The organism is Roseobacter sp. HKCCA0882 (assembly GCF_037805225.1).
GTDB lineage: Bacteria > Pseudomonadota > Alphaproteobacteria > Rhodobacterales > Rhodobacteraceae > M30B80.
Map to the genome: position 1 here is coordinate 1308367 of NZ_JBBLYI010000001.1, position 22286 is coordinate 1330652.

At 48.3% G+C, this 22286-nt stretch carries 23 protein-coding genes and 1 tRNA gene; 5 read left to right on the forward strand and 19 right to left on the reverse strand.

Annotated elements, in window-relative coordinates; translation table 11 throughout:
* Positions 1-100: 100 nt before the first annotated feature.
* The 7 genes from AAC622_RS06695 to AAC622_RS06725 all read right to left on the reverse strand — a co-directional run bounded on the left by AAC622_RS06695 (position 101) and on the right by AAC622_RS06725 (position 7392).
* A complete protein-coding gene (locus AAC622_RS06695; RefSeq protein WP_340261478.1) occupies positions 101-1159 on the reverse strand; it encodes a glycosyltransferase in 1059 nt (352 codons plus the stop codon).
* Positions 1159-2238 carry a glycosyltransferase gene (locus AAC622_RS06700; RefSeq protein WP_340261014.1) on the reverse strand — a complete coding sequence of 360 codons (1080 nt, stop codon included), beginning with the start codon at positions 2236-2238 and terminating at the stop codon, positions 1159-1161. Before AAC622_RS06700 ends, AAC622_RS06695 begins: the two co-directional genes overlap by 1 nt.
* Before the next feature lie 2 nt (positions 2239-2240).
* On the reverse strand, positions 2241-3458 hold the full coding sequence (locus tag AAC622_RS06705; protein WP_340261016.1) for a glycosyltransferase family 4 protein: 1218 nt from the start codon (positions 3456-3458) through the stop codon (positions 2241-2243).
* Positions 3443-4336 (reverse strand): NAD-dependent epimerase/dehydratase family protein, encoded by an 894-nt coding sequence (locus AAC622_RS06710; protein ID WP_340261018.1) that lies wholly within the window; start codon positions 4334-4336, stop codon positions 3443-3445. The genes AAC622_RS06705 and AAC622_RS06710 overlap by 16 nt, the downstream gene beginning before the upstream one ends.
* A 96-nt stretch (positions 4337-4432) precedes the next feature.
* Positions 4433-5704 carry a nucleotide sugar dehydrogenase gene (locus AAC622_RS06715; RefSeq protein WP_340261019.1) on the reverse strand — a complete coding sequence of 424 codons (1272 nt, stop codon included), beginning with the start codon at positions 5702-5704 and terminating at the stop codon, positions 4433-4435.
* A 289-nt stretch (positions 5705-5993) separates the two neighbouring features.
* Complete coding sequence (locus AAC622_RS06720) at positions 5994-6932, reverse strand: nucleotide sugar dehydrogenase (protein WP_445322602.1); 939 nt, start codon at positions 6930-6932, stop codon at positions 5994-5996.
* Between the two features lie 112 nt (positions 6933-7044).
* Complete coding sequence (locus tag AAC622_RS06725) at positions 7045-7392, reverse strand: MarR family EPS-associated transcriptional regulator (RefSeq protein WP_340261020.1); 348 nt, start codon at positions 7390-7392, stop codon at positions 7045-7047.
* A 356-nt stretch (positions 7393-7748) separates the two neighbouring features.
* Between AAC622_RS06725 and AAC622_RS06730 the strand changes: the two genes are divergently transcribed.
* A complete protein-coding gene (locus AAC622_RS06730) occupies positions 7749-8114 on the forward strand; it encodes a hypothetical protein (protein ID WP_340261021.1) in 366 nt (121 codons plus the stop codon).
* A gap of 101 nt (positions 8115-8215) precedes the next feature.
* Here AAC622_RS06730 and AAC622_RS06735 read toward each other — a convergent pair whose 3' ends face one another.
* The 9 genes from AAC622_RS06735 to AAC622_RS06775 form a co-directional block, all read right to left on the reverse strand.
* Complete coding sequence (locus AAC622_RS06735; protein ID WP_340261481.1) at positions 8216-9001, reverse strand: glycosyltransferase; 786 nt, start codon at positions 8999-9001, stop codon at positions 8216-8218.
* Positions 9002-10080: 1079 nt separating this feature from the next.
* On the reverse strand, positions 10081-12285 hold the full coding sequence (locus AAC622_RS06740) for an NADP-dependent isocitrate dehydrogenase (protein ID WP_340261022.1): 2205 nt from the start codon (positions 12283-12285) through the stop codon (positions 10081-10083).
* Positions 12286-12386: 101 nt separating this feature from the next.
* Positions 12387-13319, reverse strand: a complete 933-nt coding sequence (locus AAC622_RS06745) for an AEC family transporter (RefSeq protein WP_340261023.1) — start codon at positions 13317-13319, stop codon at positions 12387-12389.
* Positions 13320-13322: 3 nt separating this feature from the next.
* The gene (locus tag AAC622_RS06750; protein ID WP_340261024.1) at positions 13323-14120 is read right to left on the reverse strand and encodes an MBL fold metallo-hydrolase; all 798 of its coding nucleotides are present in this window, start codon (positions 14118-14120) and stop codon (positions 13323-13325) included.
* Between the two features lie 4 nt (positions 14121-14124).
* Positions 14125-14955, reverse strand: coding sequence for a TatD family hydrolase (locus tag AAC622_RS06755; RefSeq protein ID WP_340261025.1), 831 nt, complete (start codon positions 14953-14955; stop codon positions 14125-14127).
* Positions 14956-15020: 65 nt separating this feature from the next.
* The gene (locus tag AAC622_RS06760; RefSeq protein ID WP_340261026.1) at positions 15021-16148 is read right to left on the reverse strand and encodes a DNA polymerase III subunit delta'; all 1128 of its coding nucleotides are present in this window, start codon (positions 16146-16148) and stop codon (positions 15021-15023) included.
* On the reverse strand, positions 16145-16774 hold the full coding sequence (tmk, locus tag AAC622_RS06765) for a dTMP kinase (protein WP_340261027.1): 630 nt from the start codon (positions 16772-16774) through the stop codon (positions 16145-16147). Before tmk ends, AAC622_RS06760 begins: the two co-directional genes overlap by 4 nt.
* Positions 16775-17980 carry a D-alanyl-D-alanine carboxypeptidase family protein gene (locus tag AAC622_RS06770; RefSeq protein WP_445322603.1) on the reverse strand — a complete coding sequence of 402 codons (1206 nt, stop codon included), beginning with the start codon at positions 17978-17980 and terminating at the stop codon, positions 16775-16777. It abuts the gene before it with no gap.
* A gap of 40 nt (positions 17981-18020) precedes the next feature.
* Positions 18021-18284 carry an SPOR domain-containing protein gene (locus AAC622_RS06775; RefSeq protein ID WP_340261029.1) on the reverse strand — a complete coding sequence of 88 codons (264 nt, stop codon included), beginning with the start codon at positions 18282-18284 and terminating at the stop codon, positions 18021-18023.
* 117 nt (positions 18285-18401) lie between these two features.
* On the opposite strand from AAC622_RS06775, the gene AAC622_RS06780 reads away from it, so the two are divergent.
* The 4 genes from AAC622_RS06780 to AAC622_RS06795 all read left to right on the forward strand — a co-directional run bounded on the left by AAC622_RS06780 (position 18402) and on the right by AAC622_RS06795 (position 20288).
* A tRNA-Ser gene (locus AAC622_RS06780) sits at positions 18402-18492 on the forward strand.
* Positions 18493-18779: 287 nt separating this feature from the next.
* A complete protein-coding gene (locus tag AAC622_RS06785) occupies positions 18780-19496 on the forward strand; it encodes a hypothetical protein (RefSeq protein WP_340261031.1) in 717 nt (238 codons plus the stop codon).
* Positions 19497-19610: 114 nt separating this feature from the next.
* Complete coding sequence (locus AAC622_RS06790) at positions 19611-19778, forward strand: helix-turn-helix transcriptional regulator (protein ID WP_340261032.1); 168 nt, start codon at positions 19611-19613, stop codon at positions 19776-19778.
* Positions 19779-19820: 42 nt separating this feature from the next.
* On the forward strand, positions 19821-20288 hold the full coding sequence (locus tag AAC622_RS06795) for a hypothetical protein (protein WP_340261033.1): 468 nt from the start codon (positions 19821-19823) through the stop codon (positions 20286-20288).
* Between the two features lie 299 nt (positions 20289-20587).
* On the opposite strand, the gene AAC622_RS06800 is transcribed toward AAC622_RS06795, so the two are convergent.
* From AAC622_RS06800 to AAC622_RS06810, 3 genes are read right to left on the reverse strand one after another with little or no spacing between them, the layout of a single operon-like run.
* Positions 20588-20944 carry a hypothetical protein gene (locus tag AAC622_RS06800; protein WP_340261034.1) on the reverse strand — a complete coding sequence of 119 codons (357 nt, stop codon included), beginning with the start codon at positions 20942-20944 and terminating at the stop codon, positions 20588-20590.
* A gap of 7 nt (positions 20945-20951) precedes the next feature.
* Positions 20952-21410: a hypothetical protein gene (locus tag AAC622_RS06805; RefSeq protein ID WP_340261035.1), complete on the reverse strand. Its 459-nt coding sequence runs from the start codon at positions 21408-21410 to the stop codon at positions 20952-20954.
* Between the two features lie 37 nt (positions 21411-21447).
* Entirely contained in the window at positions 21448-22269 is an 822-nt protein-coding gene (locus AAC622_RS06810) for a hypothetical protein (RefSeq protein WP_340261036.1), read from the reverse strand.
* Positions 22270-22286 lie beyond the last annotated feature (17 nt).

Here is a 22286-nt window from a genome sequence, read left to right on the forward strand (position 1 = left end):
TAGATCAAGGCCCCGTAAAAGTACCTTAAATATTTTGCCAGGGCCGCCTGCATCCTCACCAAATGATGGGGTGATGATAAGAAGTTTTTTTTTCATATATTTAAGAAAATATGTTTGTCCGCCACTGCGGCCAAACCGAGCCGGCCGACAACTTGTTTAAAACCGCTGAACGCGAAGCCAGTAACGACTGTACATCAGAAGATTGATGCATGCGCCAAGCTTGCACATAACATCGACTTAAACTCTCTCCGTCAGCTGCCCATACAATGCCGAGTCTCGCCATGCAAGCATCTCTGAAAACGGCGCGGTGAGCGTGAATATCGCTAAGAATGATGATCGAAGCGGTGCGCAATGCCTCTAGTAAAACAAATGGAACACCTTCATGCTTACTAAGTAAGCAAATGATGTCTATCTTTGACATTAAAACGATTGCGTCTGCCTGATCGTAATTTTCAATATGAGTAATTCCATTTTCTGAAATAAAATCTTGCAACTCTACTGCGCCAATTCGGCTTGGGTTCAAACCGGAGTTACTCCCCATTAGGAACAGCTGTCTATACGGAAAATTTCTTTTTATTAACACTAAATCCCGTACAAGATTTTTAAAATCAGAAAAACCTTTTTCATAAGTAAGCCTTGATACAAACCCTAAACTAGGCAATACATCTTTACGTTGATCAGGGTCACATAAGCGATACTTGTCAAAATCCACCCCTTCACCAGGCAGTACATTAACCAAAAACTTTTTTATTTGATGAACATTTTTAAAAAAAATATCTCTATCACTTTCATTTAGAAAAACGACTTTCTTAATATATCTTATATTTATTAATAACAGAAAATTTATCAATGGAAAGGATATAATTTTCAAATTATTATTGAATATACTACCCAAGCCAGTGAATATAATAATCTTTCTTGAAAAGGGCTGAAATATCAAAAAAAATAAAATTGGAAGAGATCCATATACAACATAAATTTTTTGATTTCCATTCCAGGCAAAAAGTATTTTGAAAAAATCAAATGAAAATATTGATTTTACAGATTTACTTTTGCTTGGGAGAATTACATAGCTTTTAACAAGGACACCATTATTCGTGAGATAGCCAACGAAATTCGCTCTAAACCGTAAGAATGCATTCGCATCTTGACTTATCATTACAAACACAAGGCTTTCCTCCAAATGTCGTATGATTTATCAATCATAAATTCGGAAGAGAGCGCCACATTATTTCTGTCTATCTTATAAACTTCACCCAAAGCAGCGGATAAACTATTTTTTTCTCCAGGAGCGTAGAGTATCCCACTATTAGCGCAAACAACCTCATTGCATGGGGCAATATCGGGAGCAATAACGGGCGTTTTAACACTCTGCGCTTCCAATAAAACTAACCCTAGTCCCTCATAATGGGAACTTAAAACCAAGCTGTCCGCTGACGCGATGATCGGAAGTGGATCTTGAATTTTACCGGCAAATAGAACGTACCCCCCAAGTCCTATACGCGACACTTCGTTCATCAAGTCTAAGGTTTCGGAACCAGTGCCCAAAAACACAAGTATTTTTGCCATATATGGCTCACAACATTCGATGTAATTTTTGAAAGCATGTAGCAAAAAAAATAGATTCTTTTGCGGTTCATGACGAGCCACAACTACGTGATAATTGAATTGAAATTGTGATTGTGATTGTGATTGTGATTGTGATTGTGAAAAGTACTCGATGTCTAGTTGTGGTATACCGTAGTAACATACGTCAATGTTTTCAACAGCAATCTTGTCCATAATTAGGCTATTTTTGACACGTGACGAAATTGCAATATACTTTTTGAAGGTTAAACGATAAATCCAACCCAAGTATTTTCGAGCAAAAAAGAACTCATCGTTGTGACGAACAGAAATTATTTGTTTTGACCTGTACCGTAGTGACGAAAGAGAAAAAATTAATTCAATTGGCTGTAAATTTGCTATGCTTAAATCAAAATGTCTTAACCGTATTCTTTTTTGAAATCCAATTAAGGATGATATAAACTTCAATGGATTTTTAGTCTTAGGACTTGAATCCGACGGGTGCCATATTTCAACACCCGCATCTTCGAGTTTCGCTTGGTGGGTAGGTTCACCTTGAATATAATATACCGTTACTTTGTGTCCATCATCCGCCAGACTACAAATAAAAGGAACCAAAAAATTTTCTGCACCTCCATTTTCAATGGTAGTAATTCCAAATAAAATATTCATCTTCAAATCATTCCATTCAATATTTTGACTGCTCTCTGGTCCCAAGTGTACTTTCGAGCTTCACGCATCACACACACACCCAAGTGAGTTAACTCAGAATAATTATTTATACACTTGGACAGCACATCGGCTAGTTGCCCTATATTTCCTGGTTCGTACGAAATCGAGAATTTGTCCCTCGGGAGAATTTCTTCTATTGCCGGCAAACGAGCATTCACAATGACCTTTCCGAGGGCCATATATTCAAATAATTTTAAAGGAGACACAAAGTGCTCAAAAAACCTATTGCGTGGATGTGGCATCAAAAGAACATCACACCTATGGGCGATCATCCGTGCTTCGTTCGCAGCCATAAAGGGTATGATCTCTATCTTATCGTGCAAACCCTTCGCTTCAACAAATGCACCATACTCCCTCAGCTCATCAGTATTCGCACCAATTAACAACACAGAAAATTCATCATTGGGATCAAGCAGGCTAAATGCATTGATAAGATCAAATATGCCCTTATCTTTTCCATATGTTGTTAATCGGCCAAAATATCCAAACTGTCGCACGGTAGATTTATTGTCACCTACCAAATTAAACGCTTCACTAAAATAACATTCATCGACACCATCAGGGAGAACGGTGTATGCATGTGATAATCCTTCAGGGATATAATCCTTAAAAAAAGATGTCACAGCGAATATGTGATCACAATGTTGCAATGTAAAATCCCAAGTAATTTTTGAAAAACGGCTTGATGGTACATCGTGAAGCTCAATTGCATATGATAATTTTTTAAAAAATATCTTTAATGGCAGTAATGCTAATATTATATAGTGTGACCGAGTGTATATCCAATTTACTTCTCGGCGCAATTCGAATAATTTCGAAAATATGTCCATGTAAATCTGTGTTAGAAAATATATTGTCTCAAGTAAAAAAGACAATCGCAACCGTTGGGCGAATGCTGCAAATTTAGACCGATCAGCTCTAGTCATTTCTGGAATTTTTACAATCTGGCCTTCCAGAACGATATTTTCAAAATATGGGTGATGGTCCGCAACAAGTTCTAGCCAGTTTTTTTCACGTCCGGCACGACCCCAAAAAAAAATCTTGCCTCTATTCTGACGGGACAGCGCAGCCACTGTATGCAATGTTTGAATAGTGTTAGCTTTGTACGAGTTCAGCGGTGCCGAATGAACAAAGAAAATATTTTTTAGCGTTTCTTGCATTGTTCTCGAACATATTTGGCTAAGGAATGCTTAGGTTGCCACCCCAATGCACGCAATTTTGAAGTTACTACCCTAGCGTCAAGCCGGTTCCCGGGCCTTTCGTCCAAATAAATTATATTTTCAGAAATTAGTTTTGCTAAATCTTCAATCGAATAACTTTCATCAGCACCAATTCCATACTCGTCACCATGGCCATACTGTCCAACTAACAATAATCCATCAACTATGTCATCTATGTGTGTAAAATTCCTGCGTTGAACGCCTGGTTTCACTACTGGAAGCGGTTCACCTTTACGAAATTTATCAATAAAGATAGCTACTACCGTAGCGAAATTTCCAGATGAGATTTCGCCATCGCCATAGACGTTATAAAAATATGTTATTGCGCCCTTTAAGCCAAACCAATCAATAAAACTTTTAACCGTCTCTGTATTATGCGACTTGCTCAATGCATATGGACTTTGATGCCGACCAAGGCCCCCATCACCAAACTTTGTACTGCTTCCTGCATAGATCAGCTTAAAATTCAACTTCTTCCAAAGGGCGAAAATATTCGAAGTTCCCTTTACATTGGATTGTAATATTGCATCCAAATCCCGGAAGCTCGCCTCAACACGAGAATATTCCCCTAGATGAAACACAAGGTCGGAATGTTGCAAAACATCTTCTGTGATATGAGCGGTATGACATTCGAGATAATTAACCCCTAGAATTTCATTATCTCGCGCACCGGAGCTGTAGTCATCAACGCTAAGGATACTCTTTACCCCAATATGATTAAGCTTTTCTATAAGTGCGGATCCAATAAAACCGCAGCCACCAGTCACTACAACATTTTTATTTGACCAGAAGTTTTTGTCAGGGGATCCGATATGCATCAATTTTCTCAACGTAAAGTAGGATTGTCGTTATGCTCAAAACATCTAAGACAATGTGGAAGTTAAAACAGATCTTTCTCGCGCAGGAGCCTAGTATTACAAACGCAAGTCACTTTCGTTAATGCCAAATGCTGACTTAACATCAAAAAATACATAATTATCTTTGCCAAAACTACTTATGTATTCAACGCCTCCCATTAGTAATTCATCATGCGGCACTGCAAGAATTATACCATCGTATTTTTTTTCTGAAGGGGCCTCACATAACTCAATTTTGTACTCATCGTTGGCAACCTTAGCAGAAACGCATGGATCATATACGTCGACCGCCACACCGTACTCTTCCAGATTTCTAACTATATCTACTACACGGGTATTTCTCACGTCAGGACAATTCTCCTTAAATGCAAGACCCAATATTAAAATATTACTATTGCGGACTGAGATATTTTTTTTAATCATACATTTTATAATCTGTGTCGAAATATAACCTGGAATTGCGTCATTTATTTTCCGTCCGGCAAGAATTATCTCAGGATGGTAGCCAATAGTCTGTGCTTTATGCGTCAGATAATAGGGATCAACACCAATACAATGCCCGCCAACTAGTCCTGGGCGAAAGGGTAAAAAGTTCCACTTCGTTTCAGCGGCCTTTAGCACTTCAAGCGTGTCTATTCCCATCCTGTCAAAAATAATTGCTAATTCATTCATCAGAGCAATATTTAAATCACGTTGAGTATTCTCGATTACTTTTGCTGCTTCTGCTACGCGTATTGATGGGGCCTTGTAAGTTCCTGCTCGGATAATTGACTTATATAACTCGTCAACAAACGTTGCCACTCTAGGCGTTGAACCCGAAGTGACTTTTTTAATTGTCGTGAGTCGATGTTCTTTATCGCCAGGGTTAATTCTCTCTGGGCTGTAACCACAGTAAAAATCTTTATTGAATTTTAATCCCGAACTTTTCTCAAGTATCGGAACACAATCTTCTTCGGTGGCACCGGGATAAACTGTTGACTCGTATATAACGACGCTTCCTACTTTCAACACTTTCCCAACGGTCTCAGATGCATGCAGCAATGGTGACAAATTGGGGCGCTTGGACTCATCAATTGGCGTTGGAACTGTAACGATAAAAACATTTGCATCAGCCAAATCGTTGGGATTCGTAGAATACCGAAGTTTGTCCGCCGCCTTCAATTGATCAACTGTGACTTCCTTTGTGTCATCAGTCCACGCCTTAAGACTTTGGACACGATCTGTGGATGTATCAAACCCTATCACTTCATAATATTTTGAAAATTCAACGGCTAAGGGCAACCCCACATAACCCAGTCCAATCACCGCCAAAACGGGATTTTTGATCATATTTTTCTCTCCTGCTAGTATTTGCACTTTATAAAAAATATCGTGAGATACCACCTATTTATATATTTTAAATTTCACAAATTTATATATCCAAAAAATTTCTGGCGTTTATCGGTCTATTCCATAAAGATCGCGCGAAAAAATTTTTTGAAAAGTCTCTCAATCTACTGTCAATACGATTTGCTATTATCACATCCGAAGTGCGCTTAAATGTAATTAGTTCCCTGTATACGCTAAATCCCTCAAAACTAAGACCAGAAAAATTTGGTTCATATATTATGACCCCTACTCAGTTTATCTGTAACCTTTCCATAATCCCGAGAACGGCGCTGTCACGAAAGTTATCGCTTCCTTGTTTCATTGATAGCCGATAAACACCAACCACATCCGGCTTCAGCTTGTAAATTTGATCTGACAAGAAGTCCTTGCGCGTAGAATTTGCGTCAACGATTGCGCGGATAATGTTTTGAGGTACAGCATCATAATTTGCCAGAAGTTGCTTTGTATCTTTTGGCAAACAGTATCCTCCGTAGCCAAACGATGGGTTGTTATAGTAGTTACCAATTCGGGGATCTAGTGATACTCCATCGATGATTTCTCGACTGTCCATCTCGCCTGCAAGAGCGAAGCTGTCCAGTTCGTTTAAGTATGCTACCCGCATCGCAAGATAAGCATTCGAGAACAACTTGATTGCCTCAGCCTCACGTGCACCAGTAAACAAGATCTCGACATCGCGCTTCTGCGCCCCTTGCGCGAGCAAATTCGCGAATAGCTCGGCGCGTTCTGATTTCTCACCAACGACGATGCGACTTGGGTTTAAGTTGTCATGCAACGCTCTTCCTTCACGCAAAAATTCTGGCGAAAACATTACCGAATTGATGTTAAATCGCTTTTTTAACTCATCGGTAAAGCCGACTGGAACGGTCGACTTTACTACAATACTGGCATTAGATTCTAGTTGAATAACTTCAGAAATAACAGCTTCAACTGACGAAGTGTCAAAGAAATTGGTTTTCTCATCATAGTTAGTGGGTGTCGAAACTATCACGTAATCAGCTCCCTTAACGGAGGCTTTCAAATCTATAGTTGCCCTCAGGTTCAAATTCTTTTCCGCCAAATATTGGGCGAGTTCAAGGTCAATAATTGGCGATTTTCGGGCATTTATAGCATCGACCCGCTCTCGTGAAATATCAACACCAACAACTTCATTATGTTGCGCTAACAACACGGCATTTGAAAGGCCTACATAACCTTAACCAACAACAACAATTTTCATTAATTAATTCTCTTTATGCTAAGCTAAAAGTTTTGCTGAGGCCGCAATGCCCAATTATCGGGCGTTATTCAGGTTGCTCTGCTTGCTCGCGCTCGAGAACTTCAATTTCTGCTTTCAACACCTGATACTCGTCCCTCTTGCGCTGAATAAACTTGGCAGCAAGCCTAGACTTCTCGCGGAAACCATCTGGAGTGAGCAAGTACAAGTAACCCGATTTATTCGGATTATTCCTAAAGTTCTCGGCCTTGATGTAGCCCTTCTCGATTAATGCCTCGAGAACATAATAGGCGGCGCCGTTCGATATTTGCATACGCGCGGCCAGTTCACGCGTAGATATATTTCCATTCTCGTGTATCAGTCGCATACACTGAAAAGACCGCTCCAGCGCCACAAACTCACGGATACTCGCCATTATGCCACAGCCCTCACAGCTACCGCACCGCGGCTCAAAACGTTTGGCCGCCAATTGATCTCGATAATTTGATAATAGGCAAACATGCGCTCAAAGTTGAGCGTACCTTAAGTACTTATGATTTGTAACTATCAAATCTCAACTTCGAGATAGATTTTCTGGATCCTAACCTGTCCAGACCGAGTGCTCAGCGCGCTCGAGATATCGAGCCAGCGTAGACACCGACTTCCAACCGTCGCAATGCGCGTCACAGCACAGGACCCTACACGCCGGAGGGCAAACTCAAGTCGGCCTTCAATGGCGTCAAACACGGACTAAACCAGCCGCCACCCCACGAATTGGTCCTGAATTACCTTATGGCATACGCCCAGGAATATGGCGTCGACGTTTCTAATGCTCACCAGACAAACCTTGGCCGCGCCCTCCTCGCCATTGCGACGGCAGACGCGCAAATTGATCGCGTCTTCACAGTGATCGCTCAGGCGCCTACCCACGAAGAAGAGCGCAGAGACCGAAAGTATTTTATGGAATGGCGTATGTGCTTCACTGGCAAGAACTACAAAGAGGCGGCACTAAGGGCCGCCGTAAAGATGTTCGACCAAATGGCTCGGCAATATGACAGGATGCACTACTCCAACTCGAAGACGCTCAACCGATATCTGAATGCTGCAATCAACGCCCGCAGGAAGGCAATGAAAAGGCTCAACTCCTTGCTATCTTAATTTTCCGAAACGAAGCCAAGTTCAGCGTGAGGTTGTATTCTTCTAAAATGGCCTCTGGCCCTTATGAGGCGGGCCTGAACAGGCCAGCATCCTGACAAAGTTCATTTCCTGCCCGCATTAATGCGGTCAAATAATTCGAGATATGCGTCAACCACTGCCTCCCGGTCAAACCGCTCCGACAGCGTATGGCGCGCGCCGGCAACAAGCCGCCCGCGCAATTCACCATCCGCCACCAGCCTCCTCAGAGCCTCCGCCAGCGCCCCCACATCCCCCACAGGCACCAACAAAGCATCCCGACCATCCTCTGCATACCAATTCGGCCCGTCCGTCATGCTCGCCACCGAAGGTACGCCCATCCTCCACGCCTCGATGAGCGTATTGCCGAGGGCCTCGTCGCGGGACGGCAGGACGTAGGCATCGCACGACGCGAGAAACCGGGTGGGATCGTCCTGCCACCCCAAAAATTTCACGCGCCCTGAGATTCCTAGGTCTTCGGCTTGGCGCAGAAGATTTTCTGCTTCTGGCCCGTCGCCAACCAGCCACAAATGAGCGCCATCCACTTGAGCGACGGCGTCTATCAACAAGTCGAACCCCTTAAAGCGCTTGAAGCGGCCCACACCGCACACAAGAAATGCATCATCCGGAGTGTCATACTCAGATCGAGATATAGCATTAGACGAAGCAGATCTTGAAAAATTAGAGATAATCTCAGTACGCCCATCAAACCCAAGCGCGCGGATGTGTCTATCAATGCTGGGATTGTTACACACGACTGCGTCCAGGCCCCGCAGGTGACGCACGTGAAACGGATAGTCACCGAGGCGAACTACTTTTGCAGCTCGGTGGCCGCGAGGTACAAGGCGGCCGGATGGCGCCCGCCACGCCATTATAACGTCTGAGTTGAATTCCTCGATGGCCTGACGGAGGTGCCACGCATCAATAAGCCCGCCGGGCGTACGCCGCAGGAACCTCCCTTCAATGACACGACCGAGGCCCTCCACCTCACCCGCCCAATCACGATTTGGCCGTATGGCGAAGGCCTGCTCGATCCCCCTCTCCGAAAAGGCTTGAGACAGGGAGATGCAAAATCGCTCCGTCCCGCCATCCGTCCCCGGCTGTATGTGGAATATCCGACGCACTGTCACGCCAAGCCCTCACCCAAAATCAAACCGCGCGCCAATCGCACCTACTTACACCACTCCGGAATGACCGCCGCATACTCAATGCAGTAATCATGCGCCGCGAACCACACGTCCGTCGCGCCAATCGAGCGGTGCACCGCCACCCACGTCTCCCGCAGCCTGCGATACAAGACCGCCACATGCGTGCCGTCCATATACTCCGGGTCCATGCCCCGCCGATAGCCCGGCGTGCTGTATAGGTCAATCGCGCCACCGCCCGGCCGCTACGGCGAGAGCGACCCATAGGCCACGTCGCCCGCCACCCGCAACTCGTCGACGACAAACTCAATGGGCCGGCCGAGCTCCCACTCCACGTGGGGGCGGACTGCGTCCATCAATGCAGACCGCGTGGCGGTCCCGCGACCGGGCTCAGAATAACTCTGAGCAGATACCGGCAAAGGCCCCACGGCCAACAATCCAATGAATAGAGCAAACACAGCGCGCATAACTTAAAACCCCCAAACAAGTAACATCCCTCATGAGAGGGCAACCCACACAAAATTGCAAGCCGCCGGCACCCGACTTAGAACCCTAAAACACACCCAAAGCACCGCAAAAACTCCCAAAGCCGTATCTTTTCTAAGTCACTGAATTCACGACACGAAACGCGTCCCACGCGCGTGGCTGCGTATTTGAACTGTTTTTAGTGATTTTCAAATGTCACGAAACATCAGTTATCAAACATGGCAAAATCACGACATTTTCAAAATTAACTCGTAAAGCGAAAAGCCCCCAAAAAAACTCGAGGGGCTCCACAACAAGTTTCACGCACTTAAGCGTTGCACTTAAGCAAAAATCGCGTTCATCGTGGCCGAAGGGCGCATGACGGCTGCAACCTTTGCGGGGTCTGCGTGATAATAGCCGCCCAAATCCACAGCCGCACCGCGACCTGCGTGCAACTCTGCCAAAATCTGCGCCTCATGTTCCGCCAATGCTTTGGCGATTGGCGCGAATTCTGCGGCAAGGCTTGCATCCTCGCCCTGCGCGGCCAAGGCCTCGGCCCAGTAGCGCGCGAACCAGTAATGGCTGTCGCGGTTGTCAGGCTCGCCCACCTTGCGGCCAGGGCTGCGGTTATCGTCCAACACGCCTTGGGTCGCGGCCTCGACCGCTTCGCCCAAGATACGGGCTGCGGCATTGTTCTTTGTCTCAGCCAAGAACTTAAAGCTTTCACCAAGGGCGCAGAACTCGCCCAGACTGTCCCAACGCAGGTGGTTTTCACCTTGCAGCTGCTGCACGTGTTTCGGGGCCGAGCCGCCTGCACCCGTCTCAAACAAACCACCGCCCTGCATCAACTTTACAATCGACAGCATCTTGGCCGATGTCGCCAATTCAAGGATGGGGAAGAGATCGGTCAGGTAATCGCGCAACACATTGCCTGTGATGGCGATATGGTTCTTACCTGCACGGATCGTCTCTAGGGCTTTGCGGGTCGCTTCACGCGGCGCCATAATCGCGAATTTATCGGCCACACCGCGCGCTTCCAAAATCGGGCGCACATAGGCGATCAATTCCGCATCATGGGCGCGGGTTTCATCCAACCAAAACACCGCCTCGCAGCCTTCGGCGCGCTGACGATCAATCGCCAAATTCACCCAATCCTCAATCGGTGCCTTGCGTGCAGAGGCCGAACGCCAGATATCACCCGCCTCTACCGCATGTTCATGGATCACCGTACCGTCTTCCAAGATCATCCGAACCGTGCCTTTTGCGGCCATTTCGAATGTGGTCGGGTGGCTGCCATATTCTTCGGCCTTCTGCGCCATCAGGCCAATATTCTGCACTGTGCCGCAGGTGGCAGGATCAAGCTTACCCGTTTCTTTGAAATACTTGATCGTCTCATCATAGACGGGCGCATAAGAATTATCAGGGATCACACAGACCGCGTCATGTTCCTTGCCATCTGGCCCCCAGCCTTTGCCACCTGCACGGATCAGTGCAGGCATCGATGCATCAACAATTACATCCGAGGGGACATGCAAATTGGTGATGCCGCGATCACTGTCGACCATATACATAGGCGGGCGCGCTGCCATGCAGGCGTCAATCGCCGCTTTGATATCGGCCTCATCTGCAATGCGGGCCAAGAGATCACCCAAACCCGAATTGGGGTTGACGCCAAGTGCCACCAAACGATCCCCAAATTCTTCAAAGACAGGGGCAAGATAGGCTTTGACCGCATGGCCAAAGATGATCGGGTCAGAGACCTTCATCATTGTGGCCTTCATATGCAGCGAGAACAGCACGCCCTCTTTCTTAGTTTGTTCAATCTCAGCCGCCAGAAAATCGCTCAGCGCGGCGGCACTCATGAAGGTCGCATCAACAACCGTGCCCGCGGGGTAGCTAACTGCATCCTTCAAAACAGTCTCAGCGCCATCTTCCGCAACGTGAACGATGCGCGCGGTTGCAGCATCCTTCAGCGTGACCGATGTTTCATTGCTGCGGAAATCGCCGCCCGACATGGCCGCAACGCGGGTTTTGCTATCCTTCGTCCACTCGCCCATGCGATGTGGGTTGGCCTGCGCATAGGCCTTCACGGCTTTGGCCGCGCGGCGGTCTGAATTCCCTTCGCGCAAAACGGGGTTCACAGCAGAGCCTTTAATCGCGTCATATTTCGCGCGCGCGTCTTTTTCCGCATCAGTTTTTGGGTTTTCGGGATAATCAGGGATCGCATAGCCCTGCCCCTGCAATTCTTTGATTGCGGCTTGCAATTGCGGCACAGAGGCCGAGATATTTGGCAGCTTGATCACATTGGCATCCGCCGTTTTGACCAACTCCCCCAAGGCGGCCAGATCATCAGTTTGGTGCTGATCGGCGGGCAATTGATCGGCAAATGCCGCCAAAATGCGCCCTGCTAGCGAAATGTCGCGCGTGCCAACCGAGACACCCGCCGCCCGCGCAAAGCGCGCGATGATCGGCAAAAGCGAAGCCGAGGCAAGTTCAGGCGCTTCGTCAACTTTGGTATAGATGATATCTGGGGTCTGGTCGGTCATAGCTTTGGCTCCTTAGGGAGGATGATTTCGGCATCCCATAGTATACAATTGACCAAATGGGAAGCGTGAAGGTTGCCGCATCACAAAATTTACAAGGGGCCTCACCCGAGGATGATCAACCAAATTGATGAGGTCAAAACTGTCACGCCCGTGCCAACCAAAACCGAACTGGCTGCAACACGCCGCCCTGCCCCATACATATTGGCAAACAGATAGGCATTGGCCCCCGGGGCCATCGCGGCGGTGATGACCACAGATTTCAGATCATCACTGGGAATATGCAAAATCTGCGATCCCATCATCCACCCAAATGCGGGATGCACAATCAGCGACAGGATCAAGACCATCGCGATCACCCGAACCTCGCCCTCAGGGCGATAACGATAGAGCACCCCACCCAACCCAAACAGCGCAGTTGGCAGGGCCGCGCGGGCCAAAAGGGCAATCCCATCCTCGACAACAACGGGCATGCCAAGCCCGATGAAATTCACAACAAACCCCGCCCCAATGGCCAAGGTCAGCGCATTGCGCGACAGCGCGCGCCCCACGGCAAGGGCCAAGATATGCGGGGCCACGCGGCCCGCCTTGACCCCCTCCATTGCGGTTACGCCCACCAGATAACAAAACGGGGCATGCAGCGCGACAATCGCAAAATTCCCTGCAAGGCTATCGGGGCCATAAGCGCGCTCCATGATCGGCAGGCCCAACAACACGGAATTGGCGAACATGGCCACAAACCCAATCGCCACCGCATCTGTCCAAACCCGCCCAAAGATGACGCGCGCCCCGAACATGCCCAAAAGGAACACAAAGATTGAGCCAGAATAATAGCTCAGCAGCAGCGGGAAATGGAAATCTTGGCTCAGATCAAGCCGCGCAATCGCCAAAAATAGCAGCGCAGGGATCGCAATCCCTTGTGAAAACTTCATGAGAAGGTCAACACCTTCCTCAGAAAACAAGCCGCGCCAAACCATCACATAGCCAAAGCTAATGACGATAAAGACAGGCAAGACAACTTCGAGAAGGGCGGACATTCTCTAGATATCCAAACTGATGCGCAGCCCATCATACGCGGGCGAGATATGCGCAGGCAATTCATCGCAAAGCGTTTGATAGTCCAAATCTAAATGCATATTGGTCAGGATTGCGCGGCGCGGGCGGGCGCGGGCAATCCAATCTAGGCTTTGCTCAAGATGCGCATGGCTTGGGTGGGGCGTGCGGCGCAGCGCGTCCAAAATCCAACAATCCAAACCCGATAGCATCTCCCAGGCAGGCGCAGGAATGTCCGAGACATCAGGCAAATAGGCCACGTCACCGATGCGAAACCCTTTCGCCATGATGCGCCCATGTTGCACATCGAATGGCTGCAGCGTCACAGGCCCGCCTGCCCCCGTCACCACAATCTCACCCTCAATCGGGTTCAGCGTCAGGATGGGTGGATAATCCGACCCTTCGGGCTGCACAAAGGCATAGCTAAAGCGAGACAAGAGATCACTGGCCGTGGCGGCATCTGACCAAACATTCAGGCGGGATTTCATGTTGAAGACGATCATGCGCAGATCATCCAAACCATGCACGTGATCCGCGTGTGAATGGGTGTAAACCACACCATCAAGCGCGCCCACATCTGCATCCAATAGCTGGGCGCGCATATCAGGCGAGGTGTCAATCAAGACCCGCGTTGTGCCCCCCTCGCCCAAACGCTCCACCAACAGCGAGCAGCGGCGACGGCGGTTCTTGGGTTCACGCGGATCACAGGCCCCCCAATTCCCCCCCAAACGCGGCACCCCGCCCGATGAGCCGCAGCCGAGTATGGTATAACGCAGCTTGCCCATAACCCTAAACGCCCCCCTGCCATTGGGCGGCCTTGGAAAACAGCCTGTCAAAATTCGCACTGGTTGCAGCGGCGAATTCGGCAAGGCTGATGCCAAAGACATCCGCCCCCACCTGCGCTGTCAATGCTGTATAGCTTGGCTCGTTCCGCCGTCCACGATGGGGTGGCGGGGCCAAATAGGGGCTATCGGTTTCGACCAAAATCCGATCAAGGGACGCTTCGGCAAAAATGGCGCGCAACTCGTTCGATTTTGGGAAGGCCGCAATGCCCGACATTGAAAGATAAAACCCCAAATCCAATGCCGTGCGCGCCAATTCTGCCGAGGAGCTAAAACAATGCATCACGCAGGAATAAGGGCCGTTTGCATATCCTTCGCGCAGGATTTGCGCCATATCCTCATCTGCGGCGCGGGCATGGATGATCAAGGGCAGCCCTGTCTCGCGCGCCGCGTCAATATGGATGCGCAAACTGTCTTTTTGCGCCTCTGCGCTATCGGCGGTGTAGTGATAATCAAGCCCCGTCTCGCCAATGCCAACGAATTTTGGATGCGCGGCAAGGGCCACTAAATCCTCAACCGTGACGGGCGGTTGATCAGCCACGCTCATCGGATGAAGGCCCGCAGCCCAGAACACGGGCGCATGGCTCTCGGAAATGGTGCGCACCTGTGGAACATTGCCCATTTTGGTGCAAATCGTCACCATACGGGACACACCCGCCTGCACAGCCCGCGCCACGATATCGCCCAATTCACCTTCAAAATCGGGAAAATCCAGATGGCAATGGCTGTCGACCAATCGCGGGGCGGCATCAGAGGAGGGGGTCACGCGGTCACTCATGGGCTAAAAGATCAGTCTCGCAGATTTTGGCGCAGCAAAGGGGGTGATGCGCCCCTCAAGGAGGATCACGCCATCACACGCGGTGCCGCTTTTTCGATGCTTATGATCATATCAAGGATCAAAGCGGCTGGGTCAAGGTTCACCGCGCGCCCCTGTCGTGCCTTGGCGGATAAACGATCCGCCAGATCGGCCCATCCCCGCCCCTCATGTGGGCTTGGCGAAAGGCGCGCCAAGATTGCTCCCTCGCCCGTGACAATGTCGGGGGGCAGTGCGCCAGTTACCCCCACACGGGCCAAGCGCGCCAACAACCGATCCAACAGCGCAAGCATCAGATCAAACTGCGCTTCGCCTACTTTGCCCGTGACCTGCTCGGAGAGGGTCATCGCTTGGGCGCGATCCAATCGCGGCAAGGTTCCAATAAGTGAAACCAAAGCGCCATAAAGCGCCAAACCACCCCCCTCAATCATCTGCGCGGCCACCCCAACCGATCCAGTGGCCAATTCAACCACCGCGCGCGGGTCGTCCACTTCCACATCAATGCTGTGCATGGCTTGGGCCATCTCATCCGCCCCAAGCGGGTTAAGGCGCAAGGTGCGGCAACGCGAGCGGATTGTGGGCAAAAGCTTCGCGGGTTGATGTGCAACCAAAAGCAAAATCGCATCCTCAGGCGGTTCTTCAAGAAGTTTGAGCAGCGCATTGGCCGCGTTGCGGTTCATCTCATCCACCGCATCAACAATTACCACACGCCGCCCGCCATCTACGGCGGAAAGTCCAAAAAATTGGTTCAGGCGGCGCACTTCATCCACGGTAATTTCGGCGGACAGCTTCTTGGTTTTTTCATTCCATCCGCGCCGCACCAGCAAAACCCGTGGCTCAGACAGCGCGCGCAAACGCCGCGCCACGGCCCCCTCAGGATCGGTGACAAAGCCCTGCGGATCAGGCGGCATGTCGAACAAAGCCGCCCCTGCATCATTGGGGCTGTTCAATAAATGCTCCGCCGCTTTCCACGCGAATGTAGCCTTGCCAATGCCCTTTGGCCCCGTAATCAGCCACGCGTGATGCATCCGATCAGAGGCAAGCGCCGCACAAAACTCAGTCACGGCGGCGGCGTGACCAATCAGTTGCGGGGCATGGCGCGGATGCGGCAGACCCTCGGCGGCATCCGCCTCTGGCAGGAGATCATCATCCTTCATAGCCGCGCCTCTACAATCCGCGCGATATCCTGTGCAATCGCCTCTTGGGGTTGATTGGCATCAACCATTGCGCAGCGGTCGGCAAAATCACGGGCAAGCGCCTGAAACCCAGCCCGCAGCCGCTCTTGAAAGGGCAGCCCCATGTCCTCGAACCGATCTTCGCCCGATTGCCGCGCCAACCCACGCGCCAAGGCCACCGCGGGATCCATATCCAATATCAAGGTCAGGTCAGGCTCTACTCCGATCACACGGGCGTGGATATCATCGACAAGCGCGCGCAAATCGCCACGCGCAGCCCCCTGATAGACGCGGGTGGAATCCGCAAATCGATCACAAATCACCACGGCCCCACGCGCAAGCGCAGGCGCAATCGTGCGCTCAAGGTGATCACGGCGGGCGGCAGAAAACAGCAATATCTCCGTTTCAGGCGACCAGCGATCTGGATCCCCCTCGACCAACAGCTTGCGGATCTCCTCTGCCCCCGCTGCACCGCCGGGTTCGCGTGTCTCAATCACATCACGACCAAGGCCGCGCAGATGTGCCGCCAAAAGGCGGCTTTGCGTGGATTTTCCCGCCCCATCTATACCTTCAAGACTGATAAACAGCCCGCCTGCCGCGCCCGACATTCAATTATCACTCAGGCTAGACACCTGACCCATCACCGCCGCCATGGCGCGCGAGGTTGCGGCCCCCAGACGCCCCATTACGCCTGCCTGCGCCACATCGGTGGCGGCAATCAAGGGCACTGTTGTCGGCGCAAGCCCCTCAACCACGATGTGCAGCTCACCCAAAGGGGTGCCCGCCGCAATCGGCGCAGGAATAGGGCCAGACAGCGTGACCGCTGCCTCAAGCAGCCCGCCCGTGACCGTCAATTGCGGCAAAAGCATCCGCACATCATCGGCCACCGTCAAAGGCACAGTTGGCGTTTCGCCCAAAAACACAGGCGCCTGCGCCAAAATATCCCCCGCAGCGATCACATCGCGCTCGACAAATTGGCGAAAGGCCCAATTCACGATCCGCTCCGCCTCAGCGGCGCGGGCATCCGCCGTAGGCAAGCCCGAAATCACAAAGGTCACGCGGCGATCGCCTTGCATGGCAGAGCCGACCAAACCATAGCCTGCCTCCTCGGTATGGCCCGTTTTCAGACCATCAGCCCCAATACCCAACCCCAAAATCGGGTTGCGGTTAAAGCGATTGTCAGGCGCGCGGTTGTCGAAGGGAAATTCACGCTCGTTGAAATAGTGGTAATATTGCGGAAACGCGGTGATCAAACGCTCGGCCAAAATACCCAGATCGCGCATCGACATCACATGCCCCGCCGCGGGCCAACCGCTTGCGTTGCGAAAGGTTGCCGTCTCCATCCCCAATTGCCGTGCGCGCTCTGTCATCAGCGCGGCAAATCCCGCCTCAGTGCCATCAGGGCTTAGCGCCTCAGCCAAAACCACCGTTGCGTCATTGCCAGACAGAACAACAATCCCGCGGATCAAATCCTCGACCCGAACGCGGTCGGTTGTGTTGAGAAACATGGTTGAGCCGCCAAAGGACATGGCATGCTCTGAGACAGGCAATGCGGTGTCCAACGTGAGGCGCCCATCTTCCAACGCCTCAAAGGTCATGTTCAACGTCATCAGCTTGGACATCGAGGCAGGCGGCAATGGCACATCCGCATTCAGCGCGAACAAAACCTGCCCTGAATTGTGATCCACCACATAGGCCGATCCTGCCTGTGTCTCAAACCCTTGGGCCTTGACCGCCTGAGGCAGCAAAATTCCCAAAGCCAAGGCCAAACTGCAGCCAAAAGTGCCGAGTGTCTTTGCCAATGTCACGCCCATTCCCCACCTGTCACCCGACCCGCAGGGCTTGGCTGCGGGTTCAATTGGTTACAAAATACGCATCTTGGAAGCCAAGCCTGCGTGCAACGTCCAGATTATTGGCCCGCTCCGCAGTTGTCGAGGCAGGCCCGACCACCACCCGCCAAAAACGGCGGCCATTGGAGGTCTGGTCATAGATGGTGGGCTGCAATCCAGAATTTCGCAAGGCCTGCGCGGTTTGATTTGCATTTTCTTGCAGCGCGCATTGCCAAATTACACAAAACTCTGCTGAAAGTACGTTGTCGCAGCGAGCGGAAGGATTCATGTAATCGTGGGGGCAAAGGCAACTTGAAAATCAGTGCCACATAATTTTTATCATTGAAAAATTCACAATCCGGCACCCCTTCCAGAATCGCCCTCCAAGGGCTATCTCGCTTAAGTCGGAGGAGTGGCAGAGTGGTTTAATGCACCGGTCTTGAAAACCGACGTACGTCAAAAGCGTACCGTGGGTTCGAATCCCACCTCCTCCGCCAAGTATTGAAATTAAGTATCTGATTTTATTAAATAAAATTAATATTATTTCATATAACCCCCACAATAGCCCCCACAAAGTTAACTGCCGCAGTGACCTGCATTGCCGTTTTGGTGAGCAGGGATTACTAGTGTCCTCAGATATTATTATCTGCACTCTGTGGTTATAGTTTTGATCCACATGAATGATCCATACGGACCAAAGCCAATTACACGTTTTGTTCTCAACAGCACTAAACACACGAAAAAACGATCAAAGCCATCAATTGATCGCCCCAGTGAGAGCTGATTGGTTGACACAAGCATTCTCCGCCACTTCCTATGGCGTATGAGCAAAAAAGTAAGCGAATCTCCTTTATTGGCAAAGATGCGCATGGATCGGAGCGATCTGTCATTAATCGGAGCAAAGCCCCAAGATCTACCTTATTCTGAATTAAAAGAACGGCTGAAAGCCTTCATGCTGCAGAATGAGCGCATGAGTATGATAATGGCCTTCGCAGAGGGAGCTGACAAAGATCAAGCTTCGGAAGGTGTGAAGCATTTTGATCCGTGCGAAGAGTTCAAAAAAGACGAGAGCAGGCTTGAAGAAATAATGATGCTGGTTGAGCATGATATGGATCTTAGAGAAACCGAACTTTTAGAAGAAGCACAACTGCACGCTGCATCTTACAATGTCCTTCTGTTTGGAGCGGCAATAAAGATAGTACGGGGCGATCAGCTATCAGATGATCTCAAGGAACTAATCGTTAGGCATTTAATTAATCCACCCGATAGATCGGTACTCTCGAAAGGTCGGCCAAAGCGTGATCCTTTAGTTGATGAACGAAAAGGTCATGCGATTAAATTTGCAATGCTCCACGGGTTAAGGCGAACTCGAAATGAGGTTAGTTCTGCAGATAGTGCATGTGATCTTGTATCTGAAGCAGCATTAGAACTTAGCAAAATGGGCCATACCGGTTTTGAAATTGGTTATGGTTACGAAACTTTGAAAAGAATAAAGCCTTAGAAAATCCCTTATAGGACCTAATATGTTGGTAATAAATTAATTATATTATTACCAACCACACAGAAATATCAAAGATATATAATGTCTCCATGTTCATTAACAAAGGAGATCATAATGAGTTTAATCCGTAGAAAAACTGTTGAAAAACTAACTGGCCTTTCACGTTCAAGCATTTATGCAATGATGAGTGAGGGTAATTTTCCAAAACAAATTAAAATTGGTCGGCGAGCAGTAGCTTGGCGGCAAGAGGATATTGAAAATTGGATCAATGAAAAAATTTAAAATTATATATATTATTATAGAGATTAAGTGAAGGAAAATAAAATGGATTATATTATCAGAAAATATCTAATGGAAAATCCAATACCAAGACCAATAAACATAACACTAACAGAAAAGCAGTGTATCGGCAGTTATCATTCAGGGATTTTTTGGATAGATGATTTATCTTCGTCAAGAAATCTGAGGCATTTCACTAACGTTCTTAACCGAAAGATATTTGGAAATAGTTTCTATAGACATCACAATCGCCTTAAAATGCTTTTTGTAAGAGAATTTTCCACTCGGCACCACATACATGGGATTATAGAAAGGCCTATTGGAATAGATGACCGTGAATTCGTTGATCTCATAGAAGATTGTTGGTCGAATACTCATTGGGGATATGAGCATATGCATTTTGAGGTACCTAACACTTATGATCGAGAAATAGGTTGGTATGTTTATATTTTGAAAAATAGAACTAAGCTAAATCTCGCTGACTCAATAGATTGGGAAAATACTTATCTTTAAGTTAAGACTTCTTTGAATATAGATTCATTAGCTCTACCAATCTTACATAAATATAATAAAGGGGATAGATATCAACTATCCTTTAATATATAACTATGTTTAATTCATTATATGGAGCTTTAATAAATGAGTGTTTAGAATGAATTTATAGAGTTACTATGATTTGAGTTTGGTCCATATGATTTAGATCTCAAATCGCTTCAGAAGCTTGATGTATAGCTGTGTGTAAATTTTAGATTAATATGAAAAGATATTGACTTCCAAATTGAGGTTCCAAACTCAAGTTCACAGATAAAATTTTAAACTGAAAAGTGGTAGCGTTCAGTAAAACCGTTTAAATCTCGTCCTTGAAATAAAAGTTTTTCCAAGCCTTCAAATATAGTTATCGGGAAAAACCAAATCTCTCCAATTATTCGTCCAAAATCCCAGCTTCCAGTTCCATTAGCCCCGATAATCCACAGTGCGAAAGGAACCGCATATAATAATAGTGCTATCCAAAAGTCGCCCGTATCATGCTGATCTGTTTCCTCAGACTGACCCTTTTGTATTATATCTGATATGAATCTTCCTAAAAATCCCAGGCCAAGAACCAAGAAAAAGAATGTTACGTAGGAAATAAGCATTTTGCTCCTCATGGCAAATTCCAGCAGGCTCATCCGGGCGCTATCGGTTGTTGTGGCTCCTCATGGAATAAACCCCACCTTCAAACAAATACCATGCCTGCTGTCGCACGTCATTTGTAACAAACGGATAAAGAACCCTCCTATTGCCTACATCATCGGGACTCGAACATGTTATACGGTGGACGAAGATCGTCTGGGCTGAGCTTGAGATTTCACTGCGAAGCGGTTCAAAAAGTCTAAACTCAGGGTTTAAGAAAAAACTTTCGATGTCGTATGTAGTGTAAGTACTCGACTGATGGTTATAGTCACATGAGTAGAAAATCCCTTCCGAATAACCTCGGTAAAAGTTTTGGCCTGCGCCCATGATCGTTGCTGGATCTAAAGCCCAAGCTTCCCCAGTGAATTTTTCAACGTACCAAGTCGTGTCTAAAAAATCTGCTTGGCCAGGTGAAGCGATGCTTAAAAACACCAACAAGGTCGGAAAGAACTTCTCATACATTTTGCATTGCTCCGTTAGCGCCGACTAAACAGTGAATTTATTCTGAAAATGTGACCTCTATTGGATCGCCCAAGCAAATCCTACCAGTCTCAAACGATAGTTCCTCCTCGTAAGTAGGGCTTTCTGGGCCATTTCTATGCAACGTCAGAATGGCACGACCCGTCAAATAGTTAACAGACTCCTCTCTCAAATCAGTGCCAACAAGAAATGAGTTCCACCATCGATCAGCACCAATAAGCCTCCAACAACCATCTTGAAATCTATACTTTGTACTAAAACTAGCGTGACTCGAACTCGAGCGAGCAATTAAAATATCTCCTTCAAAGTTGTACTGATATCCAATGGCGTCATTGTGAGTGTTTATTTCTACATAGGAACCCGAGGCATGATCAGCTGGTGTGAGGACAAAAAGATGCTGCTGCAAGCGATCAGAAACTGGCTGCAATACCAAAACATCGTGCTCTTCGTAATATTCTGGCGTCCAGTGACGAAGAGAGGAAAGGATGCCCAATGCATCAGGATTGAGTAAATCCTTTGACACCACCTGAGCCAGCGCTTGAAGTGAAGGATAGTAGACTTGCTCGATACCGTAATCGTTCCAGTCACGATCAGTTTCATCCAACAACGAATAATCAATCACTAGGCCAGTGATACTTGATAAAGCATCTGCGAGCTCAATGACTGCTACATTGTCTTCATCAGAGCACAGGTGTTGCAGCGTTAACGCTTCTGGATCTGCGCAAGATGATCGCATCGGATTAGCGGACAATGCAGTTGTATGGGTTAAACATAACGCCAAAGCCAAAATTACCGACCAAATAGCGTTGTTTAAACGCCCTAAACGAGTGTCAATTTGCATTTGGCAGTCCATTTTTC

Bases quoted from the DNA above. Each gene is read 5' to 3' on its own strand.
- AAC622_RS06695 (WP_340261478.1), bottom strand. From the start codon at position 1,159: ATGATAAGTCAAGATGCGAATGCATTCTTACGGTTTAGAGCGAATTTC.
- AAC622_RS06700 (WP_340261014.1), bottom strand. From the start codon at position 2,238: ATGAATATTTTATTTGGAATTACTACCATTGAAAATGGAGGTGCAGAA.
- AAC622_RS06705 (WP_340261016.1), bottom strand. From the start codon at position 3,458: ATGCAAGAAACGCTAAAAAATATTTTCTTTGTTCATTCGGCACCGCTG.
- AAC622_RS06710 (WP_340261018.1), bottom strand. From the start codon at position 4,336: ATGCATATCGGATCCCCTGACAAAAACTTCTGGTCAAATAAAAATGTT.
- AAC622_RS06715 (WP_340261019.1), bottom strand. From the start codon at position 5,704: ATGATCAAAAATCCCGTTTTGGCGGTGATTGGACTGGGTTATGTGGGG.
- AAC622_RS06725 (WP_340261020.1), bottom strand. From the start codon at position 7,392: ATGGCGAGTATCCGTGAGTTTGTGGCGCTGGAGCGGTCTTTTCAGTGT.
- AAC622_RS06730 (WP_340261021.1), top strand. From the start codon at position 7,749: ATGGCATACGCCCAGGAATATGGCGTCGACGTTTCTAATGCTCACCAG.
- AAC622_RS06735 (WP_340261481.1), bottom strand. From the start codon at position 9,001: ATGGCGTGGCGGGCGCCATCCGGCCGCCTTGTACCTCGCGGCCACCGA.
- AAC622_RS06740 (WP_340261022.1), bottom strand. From the start codon at position 12,285: ATGACCGACCAGACCCCAGATATCATCTATACCAAAGTTGACGAAGCG.
- AAC622_RS06745 (WP_340261023.1), bottom strand. From the start codon at position 13,319: ATGTCCGCCCTTCTCGAAGTTGTCTTGCCTGTCTTTATCGTCATTAGC.
- AAC622_RS06750 (WP_340261024.1), bottom strand. From the start codon at position 14,120: ATGGGCAAGCTGCGTTATACCATACTCGGCTGCGGCTCATCGGGCGGG.
- AAC622_RS06755 (WP_340261025.1), bottom strand. From the start codon at position 14,955: ATGAGTGACCGCGTGACCCCCTCCTCTGATGCCGCCCCGCGATTGGTC.
- AAC622_RS06760 (WP_340261026.1), bottom strand. From the start codon at position 16,148: ATGAAGGATGATGATCTCCTGCCAGAGGCGGATGCCGCCGAGGGTCTG.
- tmk (WP_340261027.1), bottom strand. From the start codon at position 16,774: ATGTCGGGCGCGGCAGGCGGGCTGTTTATCAGTCTTGAAGGTATAGAT.
- AAC622_RS06770 (WP_445322603.1), bottom strand. From the start codon at position 17,980: ATGGGCGTGACATTGGCAAAGACACTCGGCACTTTTGGCTGCAGTTTG.
- AAC622_RS06775 (WP_340261029.1), bottom strand. From the start codon at position 18,284: ATGAATCCTTCCGCTCGCTGCGACAACGTACTTTCAGCAGAGTTTTGT.
- AAC622_RS06790 (WP_340261032.1), top strand. From the start codon at position 19,611: ATGAGTTTAATCCGTAGAAAAACTGTTGAAAAACTAACTGGCCTTTCA.
- AAC622_RS06795 (WP_340261033.1), top strand. From the start codon at position 19,821: ATGGATTATATTATCAGAAAATATCTAATGGAAAATCCAATACCAAGA.
- AAC622_RS06800 (WP_340261034.1), bottom strand. From the start codon at position 20,944: ATGAGCCTGCTGGAATTTGCCATGAGGAGCAAAATGCTTATTTCCTAC.
- AAC622_RS06805 (WP_340261035.1), bottom strand. From the start codon at position 21,410: ATGTATGAGAAGTTCTTTCCGACCTTGTTGGTGTTTTTAAGCATCGCT.
- AAC622_RS06810 (WP_340261036.1), bottom strand. From the start codon at position 22,269: ATGCAAATTGACACTCGTTTAGGGCGTTTAAACAACGCTATTTGGTCG.